Source organism: Pedobacter caeni (assembly GCF_900129215.1).
Taxonomy (GTDB): domain Bacteria; phylum Bacteroidota; class Bacteroidia; order Sphingobacteriales; family Sphingobacteriaceae; genus Pedobacter; species Pedobacter caeni.
Genome location: NZ_FQUQ01000002.1, coordinates 1,622,958 through 1,644,310, shown reverse-complemented (window position 1 = coordinate 1,644,310; position 21,353 = coordinate 1,622,958). Strand labels below are relative to the sequence as shown.

Sequence of the window (21,353 nt, the reverse complement as noted above, 5' to 3'; positions counted from 1 at the left end):
AAAAACTCATGCTATGACTTGGTAAGCCAATAAATGACCAGCGCAATAACGGCAAGAATAAAGAATGCCAGAAGTGCGTCCCGCATGTAAGATTTCCGTTTAAAAACATATTCATTTCGATGAATATAAAACGCACTGAATACACTTGGATTCACACTAAGGTCAGGCCTGAAATGAGCAAGACCTAATAAAAAGGTTGAAATCAATGTGAAACGGTTGAGATAAATGAAATGAAACGAATGTCCTGCGGCGCCAAAACTATCAGATTCTACATCAACTTTTTCATCTTTCATCATCCACCATTGCAACATTTTCACTCTGGATTTATAGCCAAGGACAAAATCATTAACATCATGTAAAGGCTGTCCGGCTTCTTCATTCGGGTTCTTGCAAAAAGCAGTCCAGGGCACCTGTTTTACAATGTGGTTCTTATCCCTGTAGTAATATATAATTCCGGTTTCGTCAATAATGATTCCGGTATGCCCATAAGACTTCTGTAAATAAACAAAAAGGAAAATGATCAGTCCTGCTAAAATCACTGTGATCAGAACGATGCTTATCTTCAGTATTACTGGCTCCTTATCCGGTGTAAAAAGCCAGATTACAGCATAACTTAACATCGAAATTATAACCAAACCAAGCCCACCCAATATAAAGACGAAAAGTACATTAGCCACTACATTGGGTTTGGACTCACAGGGCTTAAAAAGAGGTAGGTTGAGCTTATTTTCCATTTATAATCAAATCAATATCATCTCCTGAGTTTTCGAAATACTCCGGGATATTGTCATCAGGCAAAATGTCATTATAACGGGCTAATTTCCTATTCTTTATAATTCCTTTAGCCGAATAAACGCCCATTAAATAAAGTTGCAGATTTTCTCTATCTCTGGGAACTGGTATATTAGCTTTAGAGGGGGAAAGAGCTGCATACCAATAATACGATTTACGCAATTGCGGATACTTTTTCAATAGGCCTTGGGTATGGCTCGCAGAATCGGTTCCCTCCTCTCTATATAGGTCATCAGCATCAACTGCAGTAATTGTCATAGTAGTTATGTTTTTTTTTAATAATTCATACGCTTTGGTGTAGGTTTCAAAATCATCTTCAGTTGCAATTGGTTTATCTTCAAATGACCATAAGACCAGAGGGACAACTTTCACCAAATCACCATCAATTCTAATCACTCTATGTATCGCATTATAATGATGCGTACGGAAATAGTTGCCCCCGCCTACATCAAGTGTTTCCCCCTTTGAAAAAATGAAGCTGCCCACCTGCAGCTTATGCTCCTTTGAAGCCATTGCTCTTTTCCATAAGAACTGCTTAACCGGCCCCACATAAAAGCAGTAACAGGAAACCAAAACCAGAATAACGATGATTATTTTCTTTCTTTTCACAAATCATTTATTTACCGGACCTAAAGATCGGGATTCCTGTTCCAATCCTACTGTCAATCCAAGCGAAATGAAGTACTTCTCACAGGGATGGTCTATTAAAAATGTTAAGATATACTGCCGGAATTTTAATGATATTGCTCCCGATATGCAGACGGAGTACACTTGATCAAGCTCTTAAACTGACGGTTAAAAGCCCCTTTGGAGTTAAAGCCACAAATCATAGAAAGTTCTTCAAGTGTAGTTTCTGACTGTTGCTGTTGTAGCAGTTCACAGGCATGTGCTACTCTCAGCCCATTGATATACTGATAAAATGTTTGTTTCATTTTAATGCCAAAAACCTGGGTTAAATGATGTTTTGGTATTTTCAGGCGTTCAGCCAACATGCCCAAAGAAAGTGAATTGATCAAAAATAACTCGTCCCTCTTTACTTTTAAAACAAGCTCCTTTTCGTAAGCAATCAACTGCTCATCAGTAAGGGAGGACGATTTATATGACAGGACCTCCTCCACTAAATGGTCAGCAATTCTACTTACACCAGAACCGGAGGAAGCAACAATCTGATTAGAATCCAGTTTCATCCTGGATAAATAATAGGCGAGTATAACTGTCATAAATAAAAATGTAAACAAATAAACCACAAGACGTAAAAAATAAACAGCAATACTCTCTTCAGCCACTGACATCTTAGAAAAAAGCACGACCATATTCATCACCCCAACAATCAGAAACATCACTTCCATAAAAACAAAGATCCAACGCTCCAGTTTTAGCTTGCTGATCAATATCATTCTTTTTGAAAACAATAACCATAAGCTATAAGCCAATAAAGAAAAAGACATCTGCGCATAAAACAAATTATTGAAGATTTCTAATGCTTGTTCCTTGCTTTCCCCCTTGATAAAGAATAAATAAATCAGATTAAAAATAAAACTCAGTATAAATGGAACACAATGTAGGCCTGCTTCTTTTGCTGAAACTTTATGATTGGTTAAAAATTGTGCAGAGAAATATAATAGTGGACCATACAACAGACTGAAAGGAACCATTCTGTATAACCAAACTTGATCTTCAAAATATTCCATGTGCAGGTAAACCATTCCTATATTGACGGCAATTAAGATGATTATTGCTCTCAATACCCCATCAAAATCAATTCTCTTTTTTAAAAAAAATGTCAAAAAAAAGGTAATTATACTGATCAGTATAATTCCGGTTAATAAATAAGTTAATATTCGGACATCAGGCATAGGAGACCATTAATTCAGATCTAACTTTTTTTGATATTCATAAGGAGAACAACCCATTTTTACCTTAAAATAATGATAAAACGAAGCTTTTGAGTTGAAACCACAGGAATAACTGAGGGTTTCAATTTTCAGTTTGTGCTTGTTATTTTTCATCAGTTCAATTGCATGTTCAATACGGTATTCTGCAAGAAAAGTATAAAACTTCTTTTGAAAATACCGGTTAAAAAGTTGTGATAATTTATGTTCTGAAATACCAAGTTCCTCAGAAAGCCTGGAAAGTGAGAAATCAGGATCTAAATACGTCATGTTGTTTTTAAAATATTGCAAAATTTCTGTCGAATGCTGCTGGATGTATTCAGTAGAAAGCAACGATTTATCATATCCACCAGGTTCTAAATTCATACTGCGAGCTTCAATATTCATGCCTGAAATCGCATTTCTGGTTACAAAAAGGTAACGTACGATTGTGATCGCAATTACCGTAAGTAATCCGTAGGAAAATAAACGAAAATCTATCCCTGTATGAATACGGAAAATGACTACTGAACCGTACAAAATCACCATCATAAGGGAGATCAGGATATAAACGGCCGAGGTAATGATCACCAAAAGTTCTGATTCGGTTACCATAGGTGTATCTGACTCATTTTTTGGATTCCACATATTCACAAGCGTAAAAAGGCTATAAAACAACAAAGAGAAAATAATCAGAAAATAAGCATCCTGATAACGCAAAAATGCCAGCTTCATTACTGGCTCATTCCAATCCTCCCTGGAAATCAAAAAAGAATATAGAAAACCGACGATAAGAAAGGGAATAAAATGAATCAGGTCTTTCCGCTGTAATGAAGAAACTGACCGGAGAATGAGCTGGCTACTCAGAAAAACCAATGGGCCGAGCAATAATAAGCCAGGATGCCAAAGACGGTTGACAAACACAATCCGATGGTCAGTTAAACGAAAAATGTAAGTGTAAATAAAGAGAATTAACAACAAGGTAAGCCCACTTAAAAGACGAAAGGGGTTCTTAGTTATCCTTTTAAAAACAGCAAAAAGCTTAACAAAGGTTAAACTTTTGAAATGGGTCATAGGAGATTCTTGATTCACGAAGATACCTGTTTTCAGCTTATTTGTAGAGAACTTAGTGGATTTTCAAATATCTTAATTACAGCTATAGCTAAAATGAATAGATTCTGATGCTTTATTAGGTGTACTTTGATGGCTGCTGATCTGAATAATATTTCCCAGGTGATCATTTTTATAAGTAAAAGAAATTGCAGAAGCTTCTGAGCTTGTTCTCTTGACAAAGAGATTTCTAGACTTTTTACCGTAATATCCTGATAAAGGGCCTACAAATGGAAAAGGAGCAGTGGTCAGTCCGTATAAAATGTAGTTCTCAGGAACAGGCTGAGCCCCGTAGCTGAATTTTGTCGTATGGAGATCCGGCTGCGCGAGCATACTTTCTGTTATTTGGGTTAGATTACCATCGTTAAAAGTGTATTTTGCGGTTTTGTGATAGGAGGAAAAATGAGGAGAAGAAGTCTTTATTTCGCTGAGATATCCATGGTTGTCATAAACGTAATCTAACCTGTATCCTTCAGAAATACTGGATATTATTCTCCTATGATAATCAAGGCTATGTTGAACTTTAACGGTATCTTCCTGACCGTAAACATGCTTTTCAATAATCTGATTGCTGGCAAATAGGTATTCGGCAATACTAGTTTCTCCCACTTTTAAGGTAACAAGACGCTTCTCCTGGTCATATCCAGCTATAATTTTCTCATGGGAGCTCTGGTTGCCATTAAAGCTAACAGCCGATAATCGACAGGCGGTATCGTTTGATCTCTTTACTCCCCCCATCTGTCCACTACAAATGGAGCAGTTAGAGAGTACTGATGAAATTAATAATAGTGTTAATTTATTCATATTGCTTACATAATTTTAAGTCCCATCTCCCAACGAAGAGAATGGGACCTTAAAAAAGAAATTCTGAGCTTTGCAGGTATACAAAATTGTCTTATAGTTTCCTGAAATACAGCCATAAGTTAAGAGAAGTAAAAGAACCAATAGTGGGGCCACATAAAAGAAGGTCTTATTCATGATTAATTAGGGGATAAATTCACTATGAAATCACAGTTCTTATTATGCATTTTAATTGCCCCGTCTATTGGTTAATTATAAATAGCTACAAATATATTTCACAAAGTCTGCCATTCATGTCTCATCCATGTGAGAGGTACACCATTCCTCTTGGATCGAACATCATCATTACATAAAACAAATATTTTCGCATTCAATAGAAAATACCAATATGAATAATCACCTATGCAGTACCTTTTTTTTCAGTAAGAAGTACATTAAAAAGTTTCTGCTCATTTTCAGCTTATGCCTGCTTTCTGTAACCGGAGTAGTCTGGGCCTGCTCGGATGGGGATTATGATGACAGTGAATATTCTAATTTTAGTCCCGAATCCTTTGTTGCCACCCAGTACTCCCCATTTTTCTATACCAGTTACTACCATTATTACGGTTCGGCAGATGACGACAATAACGCACGTTACAATGCTGTTGTAACCGCCGAATGGAATACCTATCTCAAAAGCAATATTGATCTGAAATCCTTGTTATTCAAATCTGATTTTCCGCAAATTGATTCTGTTCTTCGTTATTTCAAAGGAAAAATCAAAGTACTTCCTAAGGGAATACCAGATGTGAAATCGGCAGAGGTGAATCAGAAATTAATGGGCAACTTCCTCGCTTACCTCCAACTGGCTAAACTGTGCGAGATTTTTGCCGTCAAGAATGTTAATTACTGGGAAGAATCTGATCAAAAAAATGCGATGTCAATTCCAACCGGAGTGCTGAATGACCTTGCCCGGGGATTTAATGCTGCTCCTGATCAATTTATCAAACAAAGAATCTGGTTCCAGATTATCCGATATTATTATTTCGATTCCACCGGAAAGTCAGAACAAAACGCCACAGAGAATAAACGGAGGGTAGTTAAATTTTTCGACGCCTTTAAAAATATATTCCCCAAAAACATCACTTACTATAGAGCAATGGGATACGTAGCTGGATTTTATTACCGACAAAAGGATTTTGCCACCGCTAATTATTTATACAGCCTGGCATATAATTTCTCCGCCGAGATGAAAATCCCGAATAACTGGAGTTTTCATCCGCAGGAAGAATCAGACTGGCAGCAAAGCCTGAAAATGGCCAAAGATAAAGAGGAACAGATTACCCTATGGCAAATGCTGGGCATCAATAGTGATGCTCCCCGTGCCATTGAGCAGATCTATTCATTAAATCCAAAATCAGAAAAGCTGGATCTCTTACTTAGCCGTTTGGTTAACATTTCGGAGTCGACTTTACGCAAAGATACAGCGCATAGAAAATCGCTCCGTAGTAATACCGAATTGCTGAGCAAAATTGCCCTCAAAAACAATACTAACAAGCCTTTTTTCTGGAATCTGGCGGCCGGTTATCTAAATACAATGACCGGCAACTATACTCTTTCAAAAGCATTTTATAATAAAGCAAAAACACAACTGCCTAAAAACGATAAGCTGATTGTTGCGCAGTACAAAATTCTGGACTGGATCTTATACCTTTCACAGCTTAAAAAGATCGATGCAAGAGCTGAAAATGACATGACCGGATCTATCAACTGGCTGGCAGATTTAAAGGAAGGAAAGGACTCCATTGGTAATCTCAGATTTAAAGAAGCAGTCGCCATGAGCACCCAAACCTTATCAGTCTTATACCTTAAACAAAGCGATCTGGTAAAAGCAAACTGTTTCCAGTCATCTACTGCCTTTTACGCAGATCATCAAAACATAGAAGCTTTAAAGGCATTAATGATCAAACCTAAAAAAACGCCTTTTGAGGTTGCGATGCTCCGTTATTATCATTTATCTATGGACGATTTGGAATACCATCAGGCATTGATGCTGGTGTATAAGGACAAAATAAATGAGGCAGTAGTTTTAATGGACAAGTCAGGAAAGAATGCCTTATTTAAGCTCCCCGGGAACCCCTTTATCAGCCATATTTACGATTGTCATGATTGCGATTTTGCCAGCCCGCAAAAGAAAAAATACACGCCCCTCAGTTTTGTAAAGACCATGCAGGCGATTAAAACTGAAATTACTGTCGGAAAAAATGTATATAACAATGCCTATCTATTGGCCAATGCCTTTTATAACATTACCTATTATGGAAATGCACGTACTTTTTATGAGAATGCAATAACGAATGCAGAGCTGACATCAACATTAGATCTTCCTCCAGCATTCAGGCAGACCTTTACTTCTGGAAAACTGGCCGAAAAGTATTACCTCCTCGCCCGCGCAAACGCTGCAAATGCAGAGCAAAAAGCAAAATGTACTTATATGGCCAGTAAATGTGAACGCAATGAAGTTTATAACAGCTGGTACCGGGATCAACCTGAGAAATTAGAATGGGGAACTGAGGGTTTTGGAGAAATTCCAAAAGGCAGGTATTTCGCTGAATTGAAAAGTGAGTATCATCATACAAAGTATTATCAGGAAATACTTCAGGAGTGTGGCTATTTTAAAAAGTACGCAAATAAATAAACATTTTATATACATATATGTCACTACGTATTCATCTTCGAAATATAACATCTCCCACCTGCCCTTAGCGGAAATCTATAAGGACAATGAACAGTTTAAAAATGAAATTTTATATAAGTATCACCTTGAAAAGGCAAGGTTGGCAGGATTATAAATGAAAAGAAATGATGGATTAAAACGGTTGCTGCAAGGCAAGACAGATTACAAGAAAATGTTCAAATCTATTTTATTTTCCTTTTTTATGCTGCTCATTATAATTACTGTTATGGCATTATGGGATGCTCAAAAATCAGGAAACAATTCCGGTAATAAAAAGATAGATCCACCAGATTTCATTCCTGGCAAATATTCGGGTGTAGTTCCTGTTTCTGAAAATCGAAAACTAGAGGTTTGTATAGAATTTAAGTCGGATGCTACTTTTAATCTGAAGGAACAGCTGATCGACCCAGCAGCTAAAAGAAAACCTGATTTGATCGTTGACACCGGTACCTGGACATTAGATCTGATTTCCAAGGAGGTTCAATTGAAATACACATCAAAAACAGCTCGTCAAACCACATTCAGTATACTTAACAAAAGTACAATCCAAATGCACCGTTCAAGTCAGGGCAGACAAAAGACCGACGGAAGTACATATAACTTATACAAGATCAATAAATAAACTACAAAAGCATACACCATACTAAAATCAAAAAATGAATAAAACCTTAATTTCATTGACAATTGTAGCATTCGCAACCATTAATCAGGTTAAAGCACAAACAGACCATATAGAGCATAAAGTTACCCTCCAGCAAAAATCGACTAAAGAGCTTAAAGACATTGAAAGGGCAAAGGCCTGGTTAGCCCATTCGGTTGAAGATGATCTAAATAAAGCAAATGGTCTTGCGGAAAACACAAATGAAGAAGCTGAAGGAGGGCGAAAACAAATTTACGCCGATAAATACATTGCTTATAAGAATGATGCTTTTGAAGTGGGTATGGAGGGAAAAATGACATTAAAGGCTTTCCAAAAAAAATGGTCAAAAGATTTTGATTGCCAATACGCCGGTATAGGTTTTGGTTGTTTAGTACCCATAAGTGATTATGGATTGATAAAAGTTAGCCGCTGTATTTTTACCAAAAAAGTTGGCCTGACTTATGTCTTTGAAACAACAATCACCGATACAGATGCTAAAATAGGTTACAAAAGAGACATTAAGGTGGTCCCTTCCGGAAAAGCATATCTGATTGAAGATGTTTTGGAATACAATTAATTCAGGTTTTATGAGAAATTTACTTACCATAGTGATTTTGTTGTCCATTTTCGGCTCATTTTCCTGCAAATCAAACATAAAAACGAAACAGTTTTTAAAAGATTCCTGCAAGATCCTTCAGACAGACTCGAAATTTTTAAGTCCAAAAACGGCTATCGAAAACCTGACTGCCGCTTATGACAGTCTGGGAAGAATAGTAAGCCGGAAGTCTGCCGGTAAGGATCTGTTTAGCTACTCCTATGCTAAGGATGAAATTATTGAAAAGTACGAATTCGAGGACAAAGGAAAACAGTTGATCACTTTTCACCATAAACTGGACGATCAGGGAAGAATCATCAGCTCCTACAACTCAGACCTGAGAACAGATTACAGTTATGATAAAGAGGGTTATCTGGCCATAAAGAAAAGCAGTTACTCCAATTCTTCTGATTATGAAAAAATCACAAAATATACCATTACAGGGGGCGAATTACAAAGAAAAGAAGATACGGGAGAAGCTTATCTTAGTTTGGACACGGTCATTTTCAGTTCAGGTACAGATACTTTTCCTAATAATTTTTATTGCCTGATTGATCACCTCCCCTACGAATTGACCGGAGAACTCAGACATTATTATGGTAAGCCCTTAAAAAAGCTACCGATTAAAAGTGCGATACATGGAATGGCTCCGGTTTATTATGCTTATAAAAAAGACTCAAAAGGGAATGTTATTCAGGTGAATATGCTTGTAAAATATAAAAAGGAAGAAATGGGACTAATCAACATTACCTACAGCTGCAATTAAATACCGTTTAAACATCGTTAATCAACGAAACATTCAGGGAGAACCGTCAGCGTTTTTATTCCATAAGTTAACATTTAAATAATCCTGACTAAACTTTGTCCAAATACTTTTACGGGTAGTAATAGGGATAAACTACTTATGGTAAAGGATTATATTAAAGTCTCTGATAAGGTTTTAATTGAAGAATGTAGTGCTGGAAACATCAAAGCTTTCAATCAGTTGTTTGAGCGTTATTTTGGTCTGTTGTATTCCTTTTCTCTCCGCTATGTAAAACAGGGAGAAATTGCAGAAGAGTTGGTCATGGATCTGATGCAGAACATTTGGAAAAAACGAACTGAGCTCAACATAAAGACTGAAGTAAAAACCTATCTTTTCAGTGCCATGAAAAATGTACTGTTTAACCACATCCGTAAAAAAGAACTGGTTGTCGTAGACTTAGATATTTTAGGAGATGCCTTTCCAGCATCAACCTCCACTGCAGACCAAAATCTGGCGTACAAAGAATTGGAAAAAATTTACCAGTTAAAACTCGCTGAATTAAGCCCTCAGCGCATGAAAATTTTCAAACTCAGCCGGGAAGCAGACCTGACCTATCTTCAAATTGCCGACCAAATGAATCTTTCTGTAAATACGGTTAAAAGCCATATGTTATTTTCGCTAAAATTCTTAAGAGAAAATATCAAAGAAAGTGTGTATGTAATCATTTGTCTCTTCCTATTTTTCTTTCACTAATTTTTTTCAGTTCGGTTCACCCTCTCCTGCATAAGTTGTGTCTTGTATAATGTAGGATAATCATCATGAGCTCAGAACCAGATAAAGCAATTATTAAAAAATATCTTGATGGTGAATGCACCGGAGAAGAATTGATTAAAGTACGCGCGTACCTTAAAACAGAAAATGCCCAACAACTATTTAATGAGATCTGGAATGAAGAATGGTCTGAAAAAATAAATTCGGTACCTGAGCCGGCTGCCCCCTCCCAAATGCAGCGTTGGAAAGAAATGATGGGGCAACGTATTCCTGATTTCGCGAGCGCTCAACCTACAGGCATTCCCTTTTTTAAGAGAAATAGGTTCTGGCAATATGCAGCCATCTGGCTCGTCGTTCTAACGGCTTCAGGTATGCTGGCATTGAACTACAATTATAAAAAGGAAAGCCCAAAGATCGCCTTTGAAGAAAAAATCAATCCAAGAGGCCGGAGGACGATCATTACCTTGCCTGATGGCTCTACAGTACACCTGGGAGCCTCAAGTAAGCTGCGTTTCGCAAAAAACCTGCTTGGGCCAACCAGGGCAATTGAACTCGAAGGTGAGGCCTTTTTTGAAGTAGTAAAAGCCCCAAACCGCCCTTTTATCGTACACACAAAAGCAATTACCACCCGTGTATTAGGAACCTCCTTTATGGTAAATGCATTTAAGGGTAAACCGGCATCCGTATCCATCAGCACAGGAAAAGTACAAGTGGCAAGAAACACCGGAAAGAAATCTATTCGTATAGCCACTCTCCTTCCGGGTGAAACGGTGACCTGGAATGAAGAAAAGCAAGCTTCTGTTTTAGGCAAAGTAAAGGCCAGTGATATCAGCGGATGGAAAGAAGGCAGACTCTTCTTCCAGGAAACCAGACTTACCGATATCGCCGATGTATTGGAAAGATGGTACAATGTAGACATAAAAATCACCCATAAAAACACTGCTCAGAAACTAGTCAAAGTAAACCTCAGCACCAACATTTCCATTGATAAAATAATGAAAATACTCAGTGTCGCTGGCGACTTCAAATACAAAATTCAAAATGATCTTATCACCATAAACTAAGAAACCAGAAAGGATAAACATGGAAAAGTAGAAAAAACGCCCCACTAGAACAGTGGGGACGCATAAAATCATCAAGGGACTGCTTGTTTTCGAAGACGCACCAGTCCTGAGATAAAATATTAACAGATATCCGCCAAAGGCGAAAACCCATAATGATCAAAAATATGCAAAAACTATTACATCTGCATGTTTCTTTTCCATATATGCTACAGCTCAACCGGGCCTGGCTTCATTGTAAAAGAGAATTTAAACAGATGGCTGAGGAGAATATTCTCTCAGATAAAATCAATTTCTTTATGAAGTGCTCGTTTCTTCTGATTGCGATTAACCTAACATTCGTTGGAGTCCTTTTTGCCGGGAATCTGCTGGGTCAGAATCTCAATCAAAAAATCAAACTCGATCTCAAAAATGCCACTGTAGAAAGTAGCCTTTCGGCTATAGAAAAACAAAGTAACATACAAATCAACACACAAGTAAGCCTGATTAATCAGCTCACAAAAAAAGTAAATATTACTGCAACTGAAATAACAGTAGCAGAAGCATTAAATGCAGTATTAAATCACACCAACCTGCAATTTAAACTCATAGAAGGCTATGTAGTTATCACAAAAAAGCCTGTTCAGCAGCGGATCACCGGAAGAGTTATTGATGCCCTCAGTAAAGAAACCCTTCCCGGTGCCTCTGTAAAGGTTAAAGGGTCGGGCGGTGGTACCACTACAGATTCTGACGGGAATTTCAGTCTGCAAACGCCCTCTGGAGAGGTCATCCTCCTGGTCGCTTTTATTGGCTATCAAAATAAAGAGCTGAAAGTAAATGCTTCTTCAGTCAATATCACAGTTGCATTGGTTCCAGCCCAGACCACCCTGACGGAAGTTACTGTCCAGGCCAGACGAAACACAAGTACTGATGTTGCGGTATTAAACGAACGCAAAAAATCTGCTGTCATTCAGGATGCAATTTCTTCAGCAATGATTGAAAAGACAGGAAGTATTACCACGACTCAGGCCTTACAACGGGTATCAGGTGTAACCATCACCGACGATAAATATGTGGCTATCCGTGGCTTGGGAGACCGAAGTGTAATCGGACAGCTCAATGGAGTCAGGCTGGCTTCCTCTAATCCGGACCGTAGCTCAATACCTTTGGATCTTGTTCCGGCCTCCCTCCTGGATAACATTACTGTTTATAAAACCGTGACCCCCGATAAGCCCGCAGATGCTGCTGCAGGAATTGTAGAATTAAAAACCAAGTCCATTCCGGATAAAATGATTTTTGATGTTGTTGCGCAATCTGGCTTCAATTCTAATATTGGCATTGGCGGCAATTACAATAGCTTCTGGAATAGCGAAATGGGTCCGTTCGGTGGCAAAATAAAGGATAAAAACTTGAGCCAGGACTTCAAAAATCTATCGCATCAATACAAAAACGGACTGGAAGATATCCAGGCATTGATTGCCAATAGTGGGTATAATCCAGCTTCCAGAGCTGAGGTATCCCGTATCAACAATATCATGCAAAGTTTTGATCCGATCATGACGACAACATACCGAAAGGCCCCGATTAATCAGTTGTATTCGGCTACTTTTGGCAACAGTTATCAGGTTTTTAAAAACCATCGTTTAGGTGTTATTTTGGGTGGAAACTATTACCGCCGTACCTCAGACATTTACCAGGGCACGCTTTCACAATACAGTATATTCCAGGGCCTGGTTACCGGAAATCCGCAGATATTCAGCCCCAGAAATATACCCAACTTTACCACCCCCAACACCTTACGCATGGGCCGTTCAATTCTCTTTGCAGAGAATACGGGTACAGAAATCCTTAACTATGGAACGCTTGCGGGTTTGGCCTATCGCTTTAACTCCCGTCATGAAATCAGCTTTCAATACCTGGGAAGCTGGGGAGCTGAAAACGAAGCCACCAATTTGTACGGAACTTACCTATATAGTGCTTTACCTGGTACCGCAACCAATAGCACCTATTCTCTAAAACAAACACGTCGAAACCTGCAAACCTTCAATTTACAGGGGGAACATAAATTGTTAAGTTCTGATTACGCTCCGGTATTAAGTTACAATATCGCCAAATCTACCTCTTACCACAACAACCCGGATTTTCGTTTTGGAAGCCTCGTTAATTATAGTCCACCCGGAGGTGCAACCTATATCGACCGTAGTCCTACTGCAGGAAAAAACGGACACCTGGATTACCTCTATACCGATCATCTTTATGCCTTATCATCAGGTTATATTAACGGCTTCGGGCCTTATGGCATCATGCAGGCTGAGCCAAATGGTCGTCGCTGGAGAACTATGAATGAAGATAACTATAACTACAAAGCGGATTTAAGCATTCCATTTCCTTTATTCGGACATAAACAAACCTTTAAAACCGGGTTCAACTATCTGAACCGCGACCGGACCTTCAGTGAAAACGTGCTGTTTTTACCTGGCTCTAACTTTTCTTCGTCAAAAGAAGCCATGCTTTATCAGGCACAGGGTGATTTAGACAGATTGGTAAGTAATGATATTATTGGGGTAAAAGTACCTACTGGATCGGCTGGTGAAGGACAGTTACCCCTGGGCGGCTTTCTATACAATACCTTAAAATCACCCAATAACTACAAGGGGTATTTCGAAACCAAAGCCATTTATGGAATGCTGGATCTTCAGGTTACTGATGAGTTGAGGGTTGCAGGTGGGGTTCGATTCGAAAAAACAGATATACAGTCGGTCGTAGATACGGCAAATATCTTTCTTGATCCTGCATTGACTGCTCCTGATGCTAAAGGAAACCGGATCCCTATTGTATTGATCAACCCAAATTCCAAATACAAAACCAATTACATGCCTTACTATTCCCTGAATGCAACTTATACGCTAAAGGAAAACATGAACTTCCGGGCGGCATTTAATACGGCTTTAGCCAGGCCCGAGTTAAGGGAAATTACCAATGTATTTGAGTTTGATGCTTTCCAGATGGGTTTAGTCGTAGGAAACAAAGACCTCATCAATCAAAAAACGGAGAACATTGATTTTCGCTGGGAATGGTTCCCCGACAAGGGGGAGGTGATCGCCTTATCCGCATTTGGCAAAAGACTCAACAACCAGTTAATCAAGGTATATAGTCTGCGGACTGAGGGTATTGATGCCCGTTTTCCGGAATTCCCGACCATTCAGTTCCAGAATGACCCCAACACCGGTTACGTATGGGGGCTCGAACTGGAACTCGTAAAAAATCTGGGTAAGCTATGGCAACCCTTATCGTCTTTTAACATGGGCTTTAATCTCTTGCTTGCACAAAGTGAAGTGAAGAAGACACAACAACGGTTATTGGCAAACCGGATTATTGACCGGTATGCCTCAGAGAAAAGTCCATTATTTGAGCAAGCCCCCTACTCAGTCAACACCTGGCTTAACTTTGAGTATGCCAAATGGGGCACCAGCCTTACCGGGACATTCAATATCGTAGGCGAACGATTGATTCAAATCAATTTAACCGGAGAGCCTGATTTATATTCCAGGCCTGTTCCAATGCTAGACTTCGTCTTCAGTCAGAAGTTAAGCAACAGAGTTCTTTTAAAAGGTTATGCAAAAAACATACTTAATCCAGCCATTAAAACCGTTTATGCCAACCCTGGAAGCAACGGAAGATGGTATGGAAACGAATACATTAACCGCAGCTATAAGCGCGGAGCAGAAATTATGGTAGGATTCACTTACAATCTATTTAAGTAATGGGAGTAATTAGAAATTTTATATACATTTTGTCCTTCGCCTTGATCTTGATCACTTTGCAGGCCTGCAAGAAAGATAAGATCGGGTTTCAGGAAGACAACAGGATACAACAGGAAGTCATAAACACTTCAAAATTAAGGGTAATTAACCTGATTGACATGAACCAGGTGATTGTCAATAACCGGGATTCTTTGACCAATTTCATACAAGATGATGGCTCTGGTCAAAATTACCTGAAGCGTACCAGGTACTTTTCTTTGAATGGGCGTTTGGGAAAAACATGGAATATCCCACAAGCAATATTGAATTCCACAAAGGCTACAGATATCAGGTTGGAGGCTAATGGCCCGCAATTGTCTATTGGTAAAGTCAGTTTTCAGGTGAAGGAAACCGATACCCGGGCCAAAGATTATTATGTCTGGACATCAGAAAAATTTGTTGAACCTGACTACCCGCAGTCCAGGGTCCTGGAAATCCCCAGAGATGAAACCGGCCCCCAACGCGCCGGATATTTTAAAATAAGGATCATCAACCTCGCTGCAAAGATTAAGAGCTCAGGGCAAGGCACAACTCCGGACACCGAAGACCTGTTAGATCAGTATACCCTCAGTTATGCCAATGGCGACGCCATACATCAGCGGACCAGTCAGATTGCTCAGGGAAAATGGTCTGAATATGTAGAAATACCCTATGGAACCTATCAATTCCGGGTGCTAACCTCTGATCAACGTCAGCTTCCTTATGGTCAGAATCCACCTGTTGCTGAAACAACAGCTGCCGTTGATCCGGCTACCTCTTCTATCACCGAGCGATTTCAAAAAGGGCAATATATCTCCTTTGCGCCAATTAAGAATTACATGCCGGGTGGGGTTTATACGATCGTGATCTCTCCCAGAAGTTTAAATCATTATATGGATGAAGGAGGAAGCTTCATTCCAAATTTTCAAAATGCTTTTGAAATCATTGAAGACATTGCTCCTCCGGCAAATATTACCTTAGCACATTTACAGGCGGTGAACGCTTTGCCTGGTAGCAGTGACATCAGCCTGAGGATAGCTGGTCAAATTATTAACCAGATAGCTTATGGTAAGGCGAGTCCATATCAGATGTTTACCAAAGGCAGTTACAAACTGGAAGCACTTGACGCAAACCAAAAAGTACTGGCAACGACTGATGTGCTTCTCGATGCAAATGATAATGTTTCTGCATGGGTCAATCAAAATGCACAAGGGCAAACTCAAATCAGCGTTGCTCATAACAATTTAACCGGATACTGGTATGTTCCAGGTGGACAGGACAATGCGGTCTATAATCAAATCACACAGCTTTTCCCTTTTAATGCCCGTTTTTTTAATTTCTGTCCTGAGGAACCATACCTCACTTTTGCTCAGCGTACCGGGGAAAAAATAGGTGCTGGTGGTGGTGCTGAACAGCAGTATTATACGGAACCTGCTGCATTTCAAAACCTGCAACCCGGACAAGTAATCAACAGGTACCCTTATGTGAATATGGGTGGGGCCATTACAGCCCCTTTTAATATCTATGCTTTTCAATCCAAACCTAATTCGGTTCCCGGCAACTGGCTGCCAGACCTAAAAAATATCAGCGGGCAGGATTTCATTGCCAATAAAGATTTGTATACCGTACGTGGAAATTTACCTACACACGAACGGGGTTACTATTCTGTTGCCCTGATTGGCAGTTATAAAGCGACATCACCAGCACATAAGCCAAAAATAATTATCATAAAACACAATCAATAACATGAAAAATTTTGGATGTAAAAACAGGATATTCTTGCAGTGCGCAGCCCTATTGTTGCTGCTGTTCATAACTTCCTGCAGCAAATTTGAACATAGAACTGTTACTGATCCCGCTTATTTAAGGGTTTTTAACAATTTAGATTACATCGTTACCCTTGCTAATAAAGATGAACCCTTACCCTATCTGGCCATGCTGATCGACCCACAGCTAGATAGCAAAGGTATCCCAATTGGCGCAGGCATTGTAGGTGACTTTCTGGATACACGGAGGTTTTATGCCCCACCATTCCCTACTTATACAGGGAATGTCAATGCCTCAAACTATGAATTTCCAGGCAATGCCGACGTGCTCGTTGCTCCTGTCACGAACGGTTTCAATTTAGCCAGCTGGGCACAGGTACCTTCCGGACAGCACCGGATCATGTTTGTGCTCCGGCCAAGAACGACCACCCCATTTGCACAATTGGAAGAACGATTCCGCAAGCAAATCACCGTTGATACCACTCTTAATTTAGAAGCGAAGGAGGTTTATACCATGCATGTGCTGCAGAAAGATTTCAAAACCAAGGAAAACATAGCATACCTGCGTAAAGAAAATTTTTACAAACAGGGCTTTGCCAACGACAGGGTATATGTGAATTTTTACAATTTAAGCAGCAAAGGTTTTTGGCAGGCTCCTGCTAATCAAAAAGCCAACACGCTTGGGCTCAATTTTACAGGCACCCCCTTTGGCATTCAGGACGAAATGAATATCTATTGCACCTTATTTGACGACTTAAATAAGAGCAGTTTTAACGAGAAACCACCTATACCAGGGTATATAAACCAATTATGGGGAACATTAACCCGTAATGTGACCGATGCATCAGTCCATCCTTACTATAGCTTTCCATTGTTTGTAAATCAGCCTCCAGAGGAAATAGTCAGCAATATCATGCCTGCTTTTACTTTCGCCCTTCCGGGATTAAATCCCGATCAGGAATTTCCTGGTGGCGATACAAAAACTAAAATTTTGCAGGTCAGGTGTAATGCTACCATTAAAGAAGACTTTGATTACTCCCGGAATTTTGGCAAACAACCCTTAAACAACCTCATTATCACCACCCATTCCGGTAAAAATAAGTCGCAATCATTCGCCACTATAAATACCATCGAGGTAGTCAATGGAAAGATTTATCTGACCAGTGTACAGCGGACATTCCCAGCTCCGGTCTATTAAAATGAGGATAAAAACAAGGCTTAGGCCTGCTGTCCAAAACATTTATTTAAAACAAAGAAGATGAAAACAATACCAAAATTTAAACACCATAGCTTTCTCCAATACCTACTGATGGTGGTACTGTTTTTTATGGCGGGCTGTAAACACGAAGAGATCAATTTAGATCAAGAGAACGAAAACTTTAGAACTGCTACCGACTTCATAAAAAACAATTACGACCTCACCTTCTTTTCTGCAGCGATCAAACGTGCAGAGCTGGGTGATAAACTGAGTCAAACCAAAGGAATAACCCTGTTTGTACCAAATGATGATGCATTTAAGGCGGTAGGGATTAACAATGTCGCAGCGATCAACCAAATGGATGTTGAAACGGCAAAATTACTGGTTCAGGCACACGTTACGACCAGTCTGATTAATTCAAGTGCAGATAACATTCCAAGCAGCACTATCGATAACCGTTTTGTAAACCTGAACGGCGATTTTCTTTACCTCGCCGGAACTGAACGTCCCAGTTATTCGCCGGCATCTTTTCAAATGTATGTTAATGGTGCTGAAGTTCCCACAATGGGTCGCGATTTGCCTCTTTCAAATGGCATTTTACATATCATCAATATGCCTTTACAATATGCACATGGTGACCTGCAAAGCTATTTAATCAAAAACACCAGGTACAGTGTATTTTGTGATGCCCTAAAAAAGTTTGGCCTTTGGGATAAATTAAAAGGTTCTGGTCCATACACAGTTTTCCCGGTAAGCAATGAAAAACTGGCCGATGCCGGTATTACTCCATCATCCCTAAGCACGATGAATCCAGTTGATTATCACCCTTTTCTCTTTAGCAGCTACCTCATTCCCGGTCATGTACTTACCCAGGATCCCGTGGTACTTTTTCCAATGGACTTCTATCCAGGTCCAGTTGGTATATATGGTGAATATGTCTTATACCACACAGGTGATGATGACTACCGGACCGGAATAGGGAGGAAACTGGGCGACTATCCCCTTAACAGAGTCATGACCGGAGTTTTCATCTATGATGTAAAAAAGGACAACACTTTAAATACCAGATATATTATGTCCAGTAAGATGGGCTTAATCAGCGTAGAATGTACCAATGGTGTTGTAAATGAACTGGATGAGGCGCTTGTTTTTCCCGCAGATGCCAGGAAATAAACAACACCCTGGTGTTGGTACATTCAAACAGAAATTAAGCATTAATTAAAAGACAAAACAATGAAAACTAAGACATTACTTAGCCATGTCAGGATATTTTTTTCTTTCCTTATCGCAGCAATAGTGTTGGGTTCGTGTGCAAAAAAAGAGTTTATGCCACCTGCGCAGGGCGAAGAAATTCCTTTAACCCCGGTAAAAACCAGTACAATGGCGGAAATTTTAGCTACTCCGGATTATTCTGTCTATAAAATATTGTGGCAGAAGGCGGATATGGATCAATACCTGACCACACATAAAACGGCTACCTATACCATTTTACTATTAGACAACAATACTTTAAACCAAGCGGGCATTACCGCTGCAAACGCAGCAAATTTACAGGATACCCTGGCAAAAAAAATAATCCGCTATCATGCCTTGCGAAATGCAGTAGATTTCAATGTTGTTAAACAAACATCAGGAAGTACCAATCAAAATACGTTTTTAACCGATCTTATTTACAACCGTGGAGATTATTTGTATCCACTGACGATCAGCTATGCCAATTCAGGATTTTTAATAGATGGGCAAACCGCAGAACTTGGGGAGCAGATTACATTAACCAACAATAACATAGCCATTCCCCTAAAACACTTGTTAACAGTCCCTGCTGATATGTGGGGTATGGTTAGCAAAGATCCCAGGTTTACCATTTTCCTTGATTACCTCCGTTGGCGGGATCAGAGATATAAAGAGATATTTTTTGAAGCTACAGGAATTCACCTGACTCAGGCAAATGATTATATCCTTAAACTAAAAAATACGGAATTTGATCCGGACCAGCCATTATCTCAGCTTAGAGTGATGCGCTATACCATGCTAATGCCAACCAATGATGCTTTTAAAAAATTAGGTTTTAATACAGCAGATGATCTGATTGCCTTTAATAAGAGCAGAACTGAACCCAAAGTTGATCCTGAATCCTGGTCCTTCAGCGGGGACTTTACTGTCGATAGCTTACTCAGCTATCATTTACTTTGGCCTACCGGACGAGGTTATAAGGACGGCCTGGAGCAAAAGGTGCTGCAGTTCCAGCCGATTTATAGTTATATGATGACCAATCAGTTTTTTGGACCGCTCAATAATCTTCCCGAATTCAACTTTGATTTTCCTCAAGGCAATAACAGTCCACCAAAAATTGGCATCAAGGGCTCAGCTTATCCTCGGGCAAATTTTATAGAGAAAGACATTAGAACCATGAATGGCCCATTACATGTCCTGGATGCCATTTTGGTACCTGAAAATTTTAAACTTAAGTAAGCTGTCAATTATGAAAAGAAATAAATTATTACTCATTTGTCTGATGGGTTTCACCTTACTTTTTCAAATTTCCTGTAAAAAAGAAGCTGTTGCTCCCCCAACGGACAATGGCCTTCTGGCCAATATCATTCGCGATAATTTGAATTTAAAAATGTTTGAAACCTTATTGGTAAAAACAAATAGAAGGGATAAGCTGAAAGAAAAGGGGCCCTTCACTTTATTGGTTCCCTCGGATAAGGCATTTACTGACTTAGGATTTGCCGGTCCTGCCGCTTTACTGAACGTTGATGTTGCCTACCTGGCCCGTATTGCTGATTTTCATACATTTAATGAAATTCATGATCTGAGTCTTCTCCCTGTTGGTTATAACCAGCCAATAGAATTTATAAAGGCCCGTAAGTATTATTTCACCAAACAAATTACAGGAAAAGACACTGTAACGGCTATAAATGGGGCCAAGTTATTGCCTCAGGTGAAACGGGCATCAAATGGCATACTGTACGTTCTGAGTCAGGTGATAGAGGCCAACCAGTACGCTGATGTCACCGAAGCATTAGGCAATGCCTCCAACACTTCGCTTTTTAATTTTGCACTGAAGCAGGCCGGCATGTTAACTACCCTACAAAATGTTCAGCAAAACTACACCATTTTTGCTCCTGACAATGCCGCGATGCAACAATTGGGATTCGTTACACTTGAGGACATCAGGAATGCGGACCCGACAATGTTAGTCAATTTTGTAAAAGCGCACCTCATTACAGGATTCCATTTTATTGTTGATTATGAACTACAAAGCTATCCTGAAAATTCACCAATCATGATCAATTCATTATCGGGTATACAGATGATGGCTGAAAATGTGGCCTACTACATTTATAACAATCCTAATGCGCATCATATTGTCTTGAAAGCTCCTCACTTCCAGCCAGGAGAGGAAGCGATACTCATCCGGCAGGATGTATTATGTGGCAATGGAATCGTTCACGTACTCAATAAACCACTGGCACAGCTCCAGTAACCGGCATCTAATTCTAAAACAGTTCAATCCTAACAA

General features: G+C 39.5%; 18 protein-coding genes. 12 read left to right on the top strand and 6 right to left on the bottom strand.

The genetic code is table 11. The annotated features are described in order from the left end of the window. Positions 1–11: 11 nt before the first annotated feature. From BUC20_RS14375 to BUC20_RS33910, 6 genes are all read right to left on the bottom strand, one after another. Positions 12–734 carry a hypothetical protein gene (locus BUC20_RS14375; protein WP_073231673.1) on the bottom strand — a complete coding sequence of 241 codons (723 nt, stop codon included), beginning with the start codon at positions 732–734 and terminating at the stop codon, positions 12–14. Continuing rightward, positions 724–1,401: a hypothetical protein gene (locus BUC20_RS14370; protein ID WP_143166799.1), complete on the bottom strand. Its 678-nt coding sequence runs from the start codon at positions 1,399–1,401 to the stop codon at positions 724–726. Before BUC20_RS14370 ends, BUC20_RS14375 begins: the two co-directional genes overlap by 11 nt. A gap of 125 nt (positions 1,402–1,526) precedes the next feature. Further along, entirely contained in the window at positions 1,527–2,579 is a 1,053-nt protein-coding gene (locus tag BUC20_RS14365) for a helix-turn-helix domain-containing protein (RefSeq protein ID WP_159441105.1), read from the bottom strand. Between the two features lie 78 nt (positions 2,580–2,657). Then, the gene (locus tag BUC20_RS14360; protein ID WP_073231670.1) at positions 2,658–3,587 is read right to left on the bottom strand and encodes a helix-turn-helix domain-containing protein; all 930 of its coding nucleotides are present in this window, start codon (positions 3,585–3,587) and stop codon (positions 2,658–2,660) included. A gap of 222 nt (positions 3,588–3,809) precedes the next feature. Then, positions 3,810–4,577 (bottom strand): hypothetical protein, encoded by a 768-nt coding sequence (locus tag BUC20_RS14355; protein WP_143166798.1) that lies wholly within the window; start codon positions 4,575–4,577, stop codon positions 3,810–3,812. A gap of 15 nt (positions 4,578–4,592) precedes the next feature. Next, the gene (locus tag BUC20_RS33910; protein ID WP_159441104.1) at positions 4,593–4,751 is read right to left on the bottom strand and encodes a hypothetical protein; all 159 of its coding nucleotides are present in this window, start codon (positions 4,749–4,751) and stop codon (positions 4,593–4,595) included. 211 nt (positions 4,752–4,962) lie between these two features. Between BUC20_RS33910 and BUC20_RS14350 the strand changes: the two genes are divergently transcribed. From BUC20_RS14350 to BUC20_RS14295, 12 genes are all read left to right on the top strand, one after another. Further along, on the top strand, positions 4,963–7,251 hold the full coding sequence (locus tag BUC20_RS14350; RefSeq protein ID WP_073231668.1) for a hypothetical protein: 2,289 nt from the start codon (positions 4,963–4,965) through the stop codon (positions 7,249–7,251). A 154-nt stretch (positions 7,252–7,405) separates the two neighbouring features. Continuing rightward, complete coding sequence (locus tag BUC20_RS14345; protein WP_073231667.1) at positions 7,406–7,912, top strand: copper resistance protein NlpE N-terminal domain-containing protein; 507 nt, start codon at positions 7,406–7,408, stop codon at positions 7,910–7,912. A 34-nt stretch (positions 7,913–7,946) separates the two neighbouring features. After that, a complete protein-coding gene (locus BUC20_RS14340) occupies positions 7,947–8,507 on the top strand; it encodes a hypothetical protein (protein ID WP_073231666.1) in 561 nt (186 codons plus the stop codon). Between the two features lie 10 nt (positions 8,508–8,517). Next, a complete protein-coding gene (locus tag BUC20_RS14335) occupies positions 8,518–9,291 on the top strand; it encodes a hypothetical protein (protein ID WP_143166797.1) in 774 nt (257 codons plus the stop codon). A 138-nt stretch (positions 9,292–9,429) separates the two neighbouring features. Next, positions 9,430–10,023, top strand: a complete 594-nt coding sequence (locus BUC20_RS14330) for an RNA polymerase sigma-70 factor (protein ID WP_073231664.1) — start codon at positions 9,430–9,432, stop codon at positions 10,021–10,023. A gap of 65 nt (positions 10,024–10,088) precedes the next feature. Next, positions 10,089–11,105 carry a FecR family protein gene (locus tag BUC20_RS14325; RefSeq protein WP_073231663.1) on the top strand — a complete coding sequence of 339 codons (1,017 nt, stop codon included), beginning with the start codon at positions 10,089–10,091 and terminating at the stop codon, positions 11,103–11,105. Positions 11,106–11,401: 296 nt separating this feature from the next. Further along, the gene (locus BUC20_RS14320; protein ID WP_073231852.1) at positions 11,402–14,845 is read left to right on the top strand and encodes a carboxypeptidase-like regulatory domain-containing protein; all 3,444 of its coding nucleotides are present in this window, start codon (positions 11,402–11,404) and stop codon (positions 14,843–14,845) included. After that, positions 14,845–16,608, top strand: coding sequence for a DUF4397 domain-containing protein (locus BUC20_RS14315; protein WP_073231662.1), 1,764 nt, complete (start codon positions 14,845–14,847; stop codon positions 16,606–16,608). The genes BUC20_RS14320 and BUC20_RS14315 overlap by 1 nt, the downstream gene beginning before the upstream one ends. Before the next feature lies 1 nt (position 16,609). After that, positions 16,610–17,827 carry a hypothetical protein gene (locus BUC20_RS14310; protein WP_073231661.1) on the top strand — a complete coding sequence of 406 codons (1,218 nt, stop codon included), beginning with the start codon at positions 16,610–16,612 and terminating at the stop codon, positions 17,825–17,827. 60 nt (positions 17,828–17,887) lie between these two features. After that, the gene (locus BUC20_RS14305; RefSeq protein WP_084528871.1) at positions 17,888–19,000 is read left to right on the top strand and encodes a fasciclin domain-containing protein; all 1,113 of its coding nucleotides are present in this window, start codon (positions 17,888–17,890) and stop codon (positions 18,998–19,000) included. A 60-nt stretch (positions 19,001–19,060) separates the two neighbouring features. Then, positions 19,061–20,299 carry a fasciclin domain-containing protein gene (locus BUC20_RS14300; protein ID WP_073231659.1) on the top strand — a complete coding sequence of 413 codons (1,239 nt, stop codon included), beginning with the start codon at positions 19,061–19,063 and terminating at the stop codon, positions 20,297–20,299. 10 nt (positions 20,300–20,309) lie between these two features. Further along, a complete protein-coding gene (locus tag BUC20_RS14295) occupies positions 20,310–21,317 on the top strand; it encodes a fasciclin domain-containing protein (protein ID WP_159441103.1) in 1,008 nt (335 codons plus the stop codon). Positions 21,318–21,353: the final 36 nt, after the last annotated feature.

What these genes read in the sequence shown, in the direction of transcription:
- BUC20_RS14350 (WP_073231668.1), top strand. Translation starts at nt 4,963, where the DNA reads ATGAATAATCACCTATGCAGTACCTTTTTTTTCAGTAAGAAGTACATT.
- BUC20_RS14305 (WP_084528871.1), top strand. Translation starts at nt 17,888, where the DNA reads ATGAAAACAATACCAAAATTTAAACACCATAGCTTTCTCCAATACCTA.
- BUC20_RS14330 (WP_073231664.1), top strand. Translation starts at nt 9,430, where the DNA reads ATGGTAAAGGATTATATTAAAGTCTCTGATAAGGTTTTAATTGAAGAA.
- BUC20_RS14300 (WP_073231659.1), top strand. Translation starts at nt 19,061, where the DNA reads ATGAAAACTAAGACATTACTTAGCCATGTCAGGATATTTTTTTCTTTC.
- BUC20_RS33910 (WP_159441104.1), bottom strand. Translation starts at nt 4,751, where the DNA reads ATGAATAAGACCTTCTTTTATGTGGCCCCACTATTGGTTCTTTTACTT.
- BUC20_RS14355 (WP_143166798.1), bottom strand. Translation starts at nt 4,577, where the DNA reads ATGAATAAATTAACACTATTATTAATTTCATCAGTACTCTCTAACTGC.
- BUC20_RS14320 (WP_073231852.1), top strand. Translation starts at nt 11,402, where the DNA reads ATGAAGTGCTCGTTTCTTCTGATTGCGATTAACCTAACATTCGTTGGA.
- BUC20_RS14340 (WP_073231666.1), top strand. Translation starts at nt 7,947, where the DNA reads ATGAATAAAACCTTAATTTCATTGACAATTGTAGCATTCGCAACCATT.
- BUC20_RS14325 (WP_073231663.1), top strand. Translation starts at nt 10,089, where the DNA reads ATGAGCTCAGAACCAGATAAAGCAATTATTAAAAAATATCTTGATGGT.
- BUC20_RS14315 (WP_073231662.1), top strand. Translation starts at nt 14,845, where the DNA reads ATGGGAGTAATTAGAAATTTTATATACATTTTGTCCTTCGCCTTGATC.
- BUC20_RS14375 (WP_073231673.1), bottom strand. Translation starts at nt 734, where the DNA reads ATGGAAAATAAGCTCAACCTACCTCTTTTTAAGCCCTGTGAGTCCAAA.
- BUC20_RS14345 (WP_073231667.1), top strand. Translation starts at nt 7,406, where the DNA reads ATGAAAAGAAATGATGGATTAAAACGGTTGCTGCAAGGCAAGACAGAT.
- BUC20_RS14295 (WP_159441103.1), top strand. Translation starts at nt 20,310, where the DNA reads ATGAAAAGAAATAAATTATTACTCATTTGTCTGATGGGTTTCACCTTA.
- BUC20_RS14335 (WP_143166797.1), top strand. Translation starts at nt 8,518, where the DNA reads ATGAGAAATTTACTTACCATAGTGATTTTGTTGTCCATTTTCGGCTCA.
- BUC20_RS14310 (WP_073231661.1), top strand. Translation starts at nt 16,610, where the DNA reads ATGAAAAATTTTGGATGTAAAAACAGGATATTCTTGCAGTGCGCAGCC.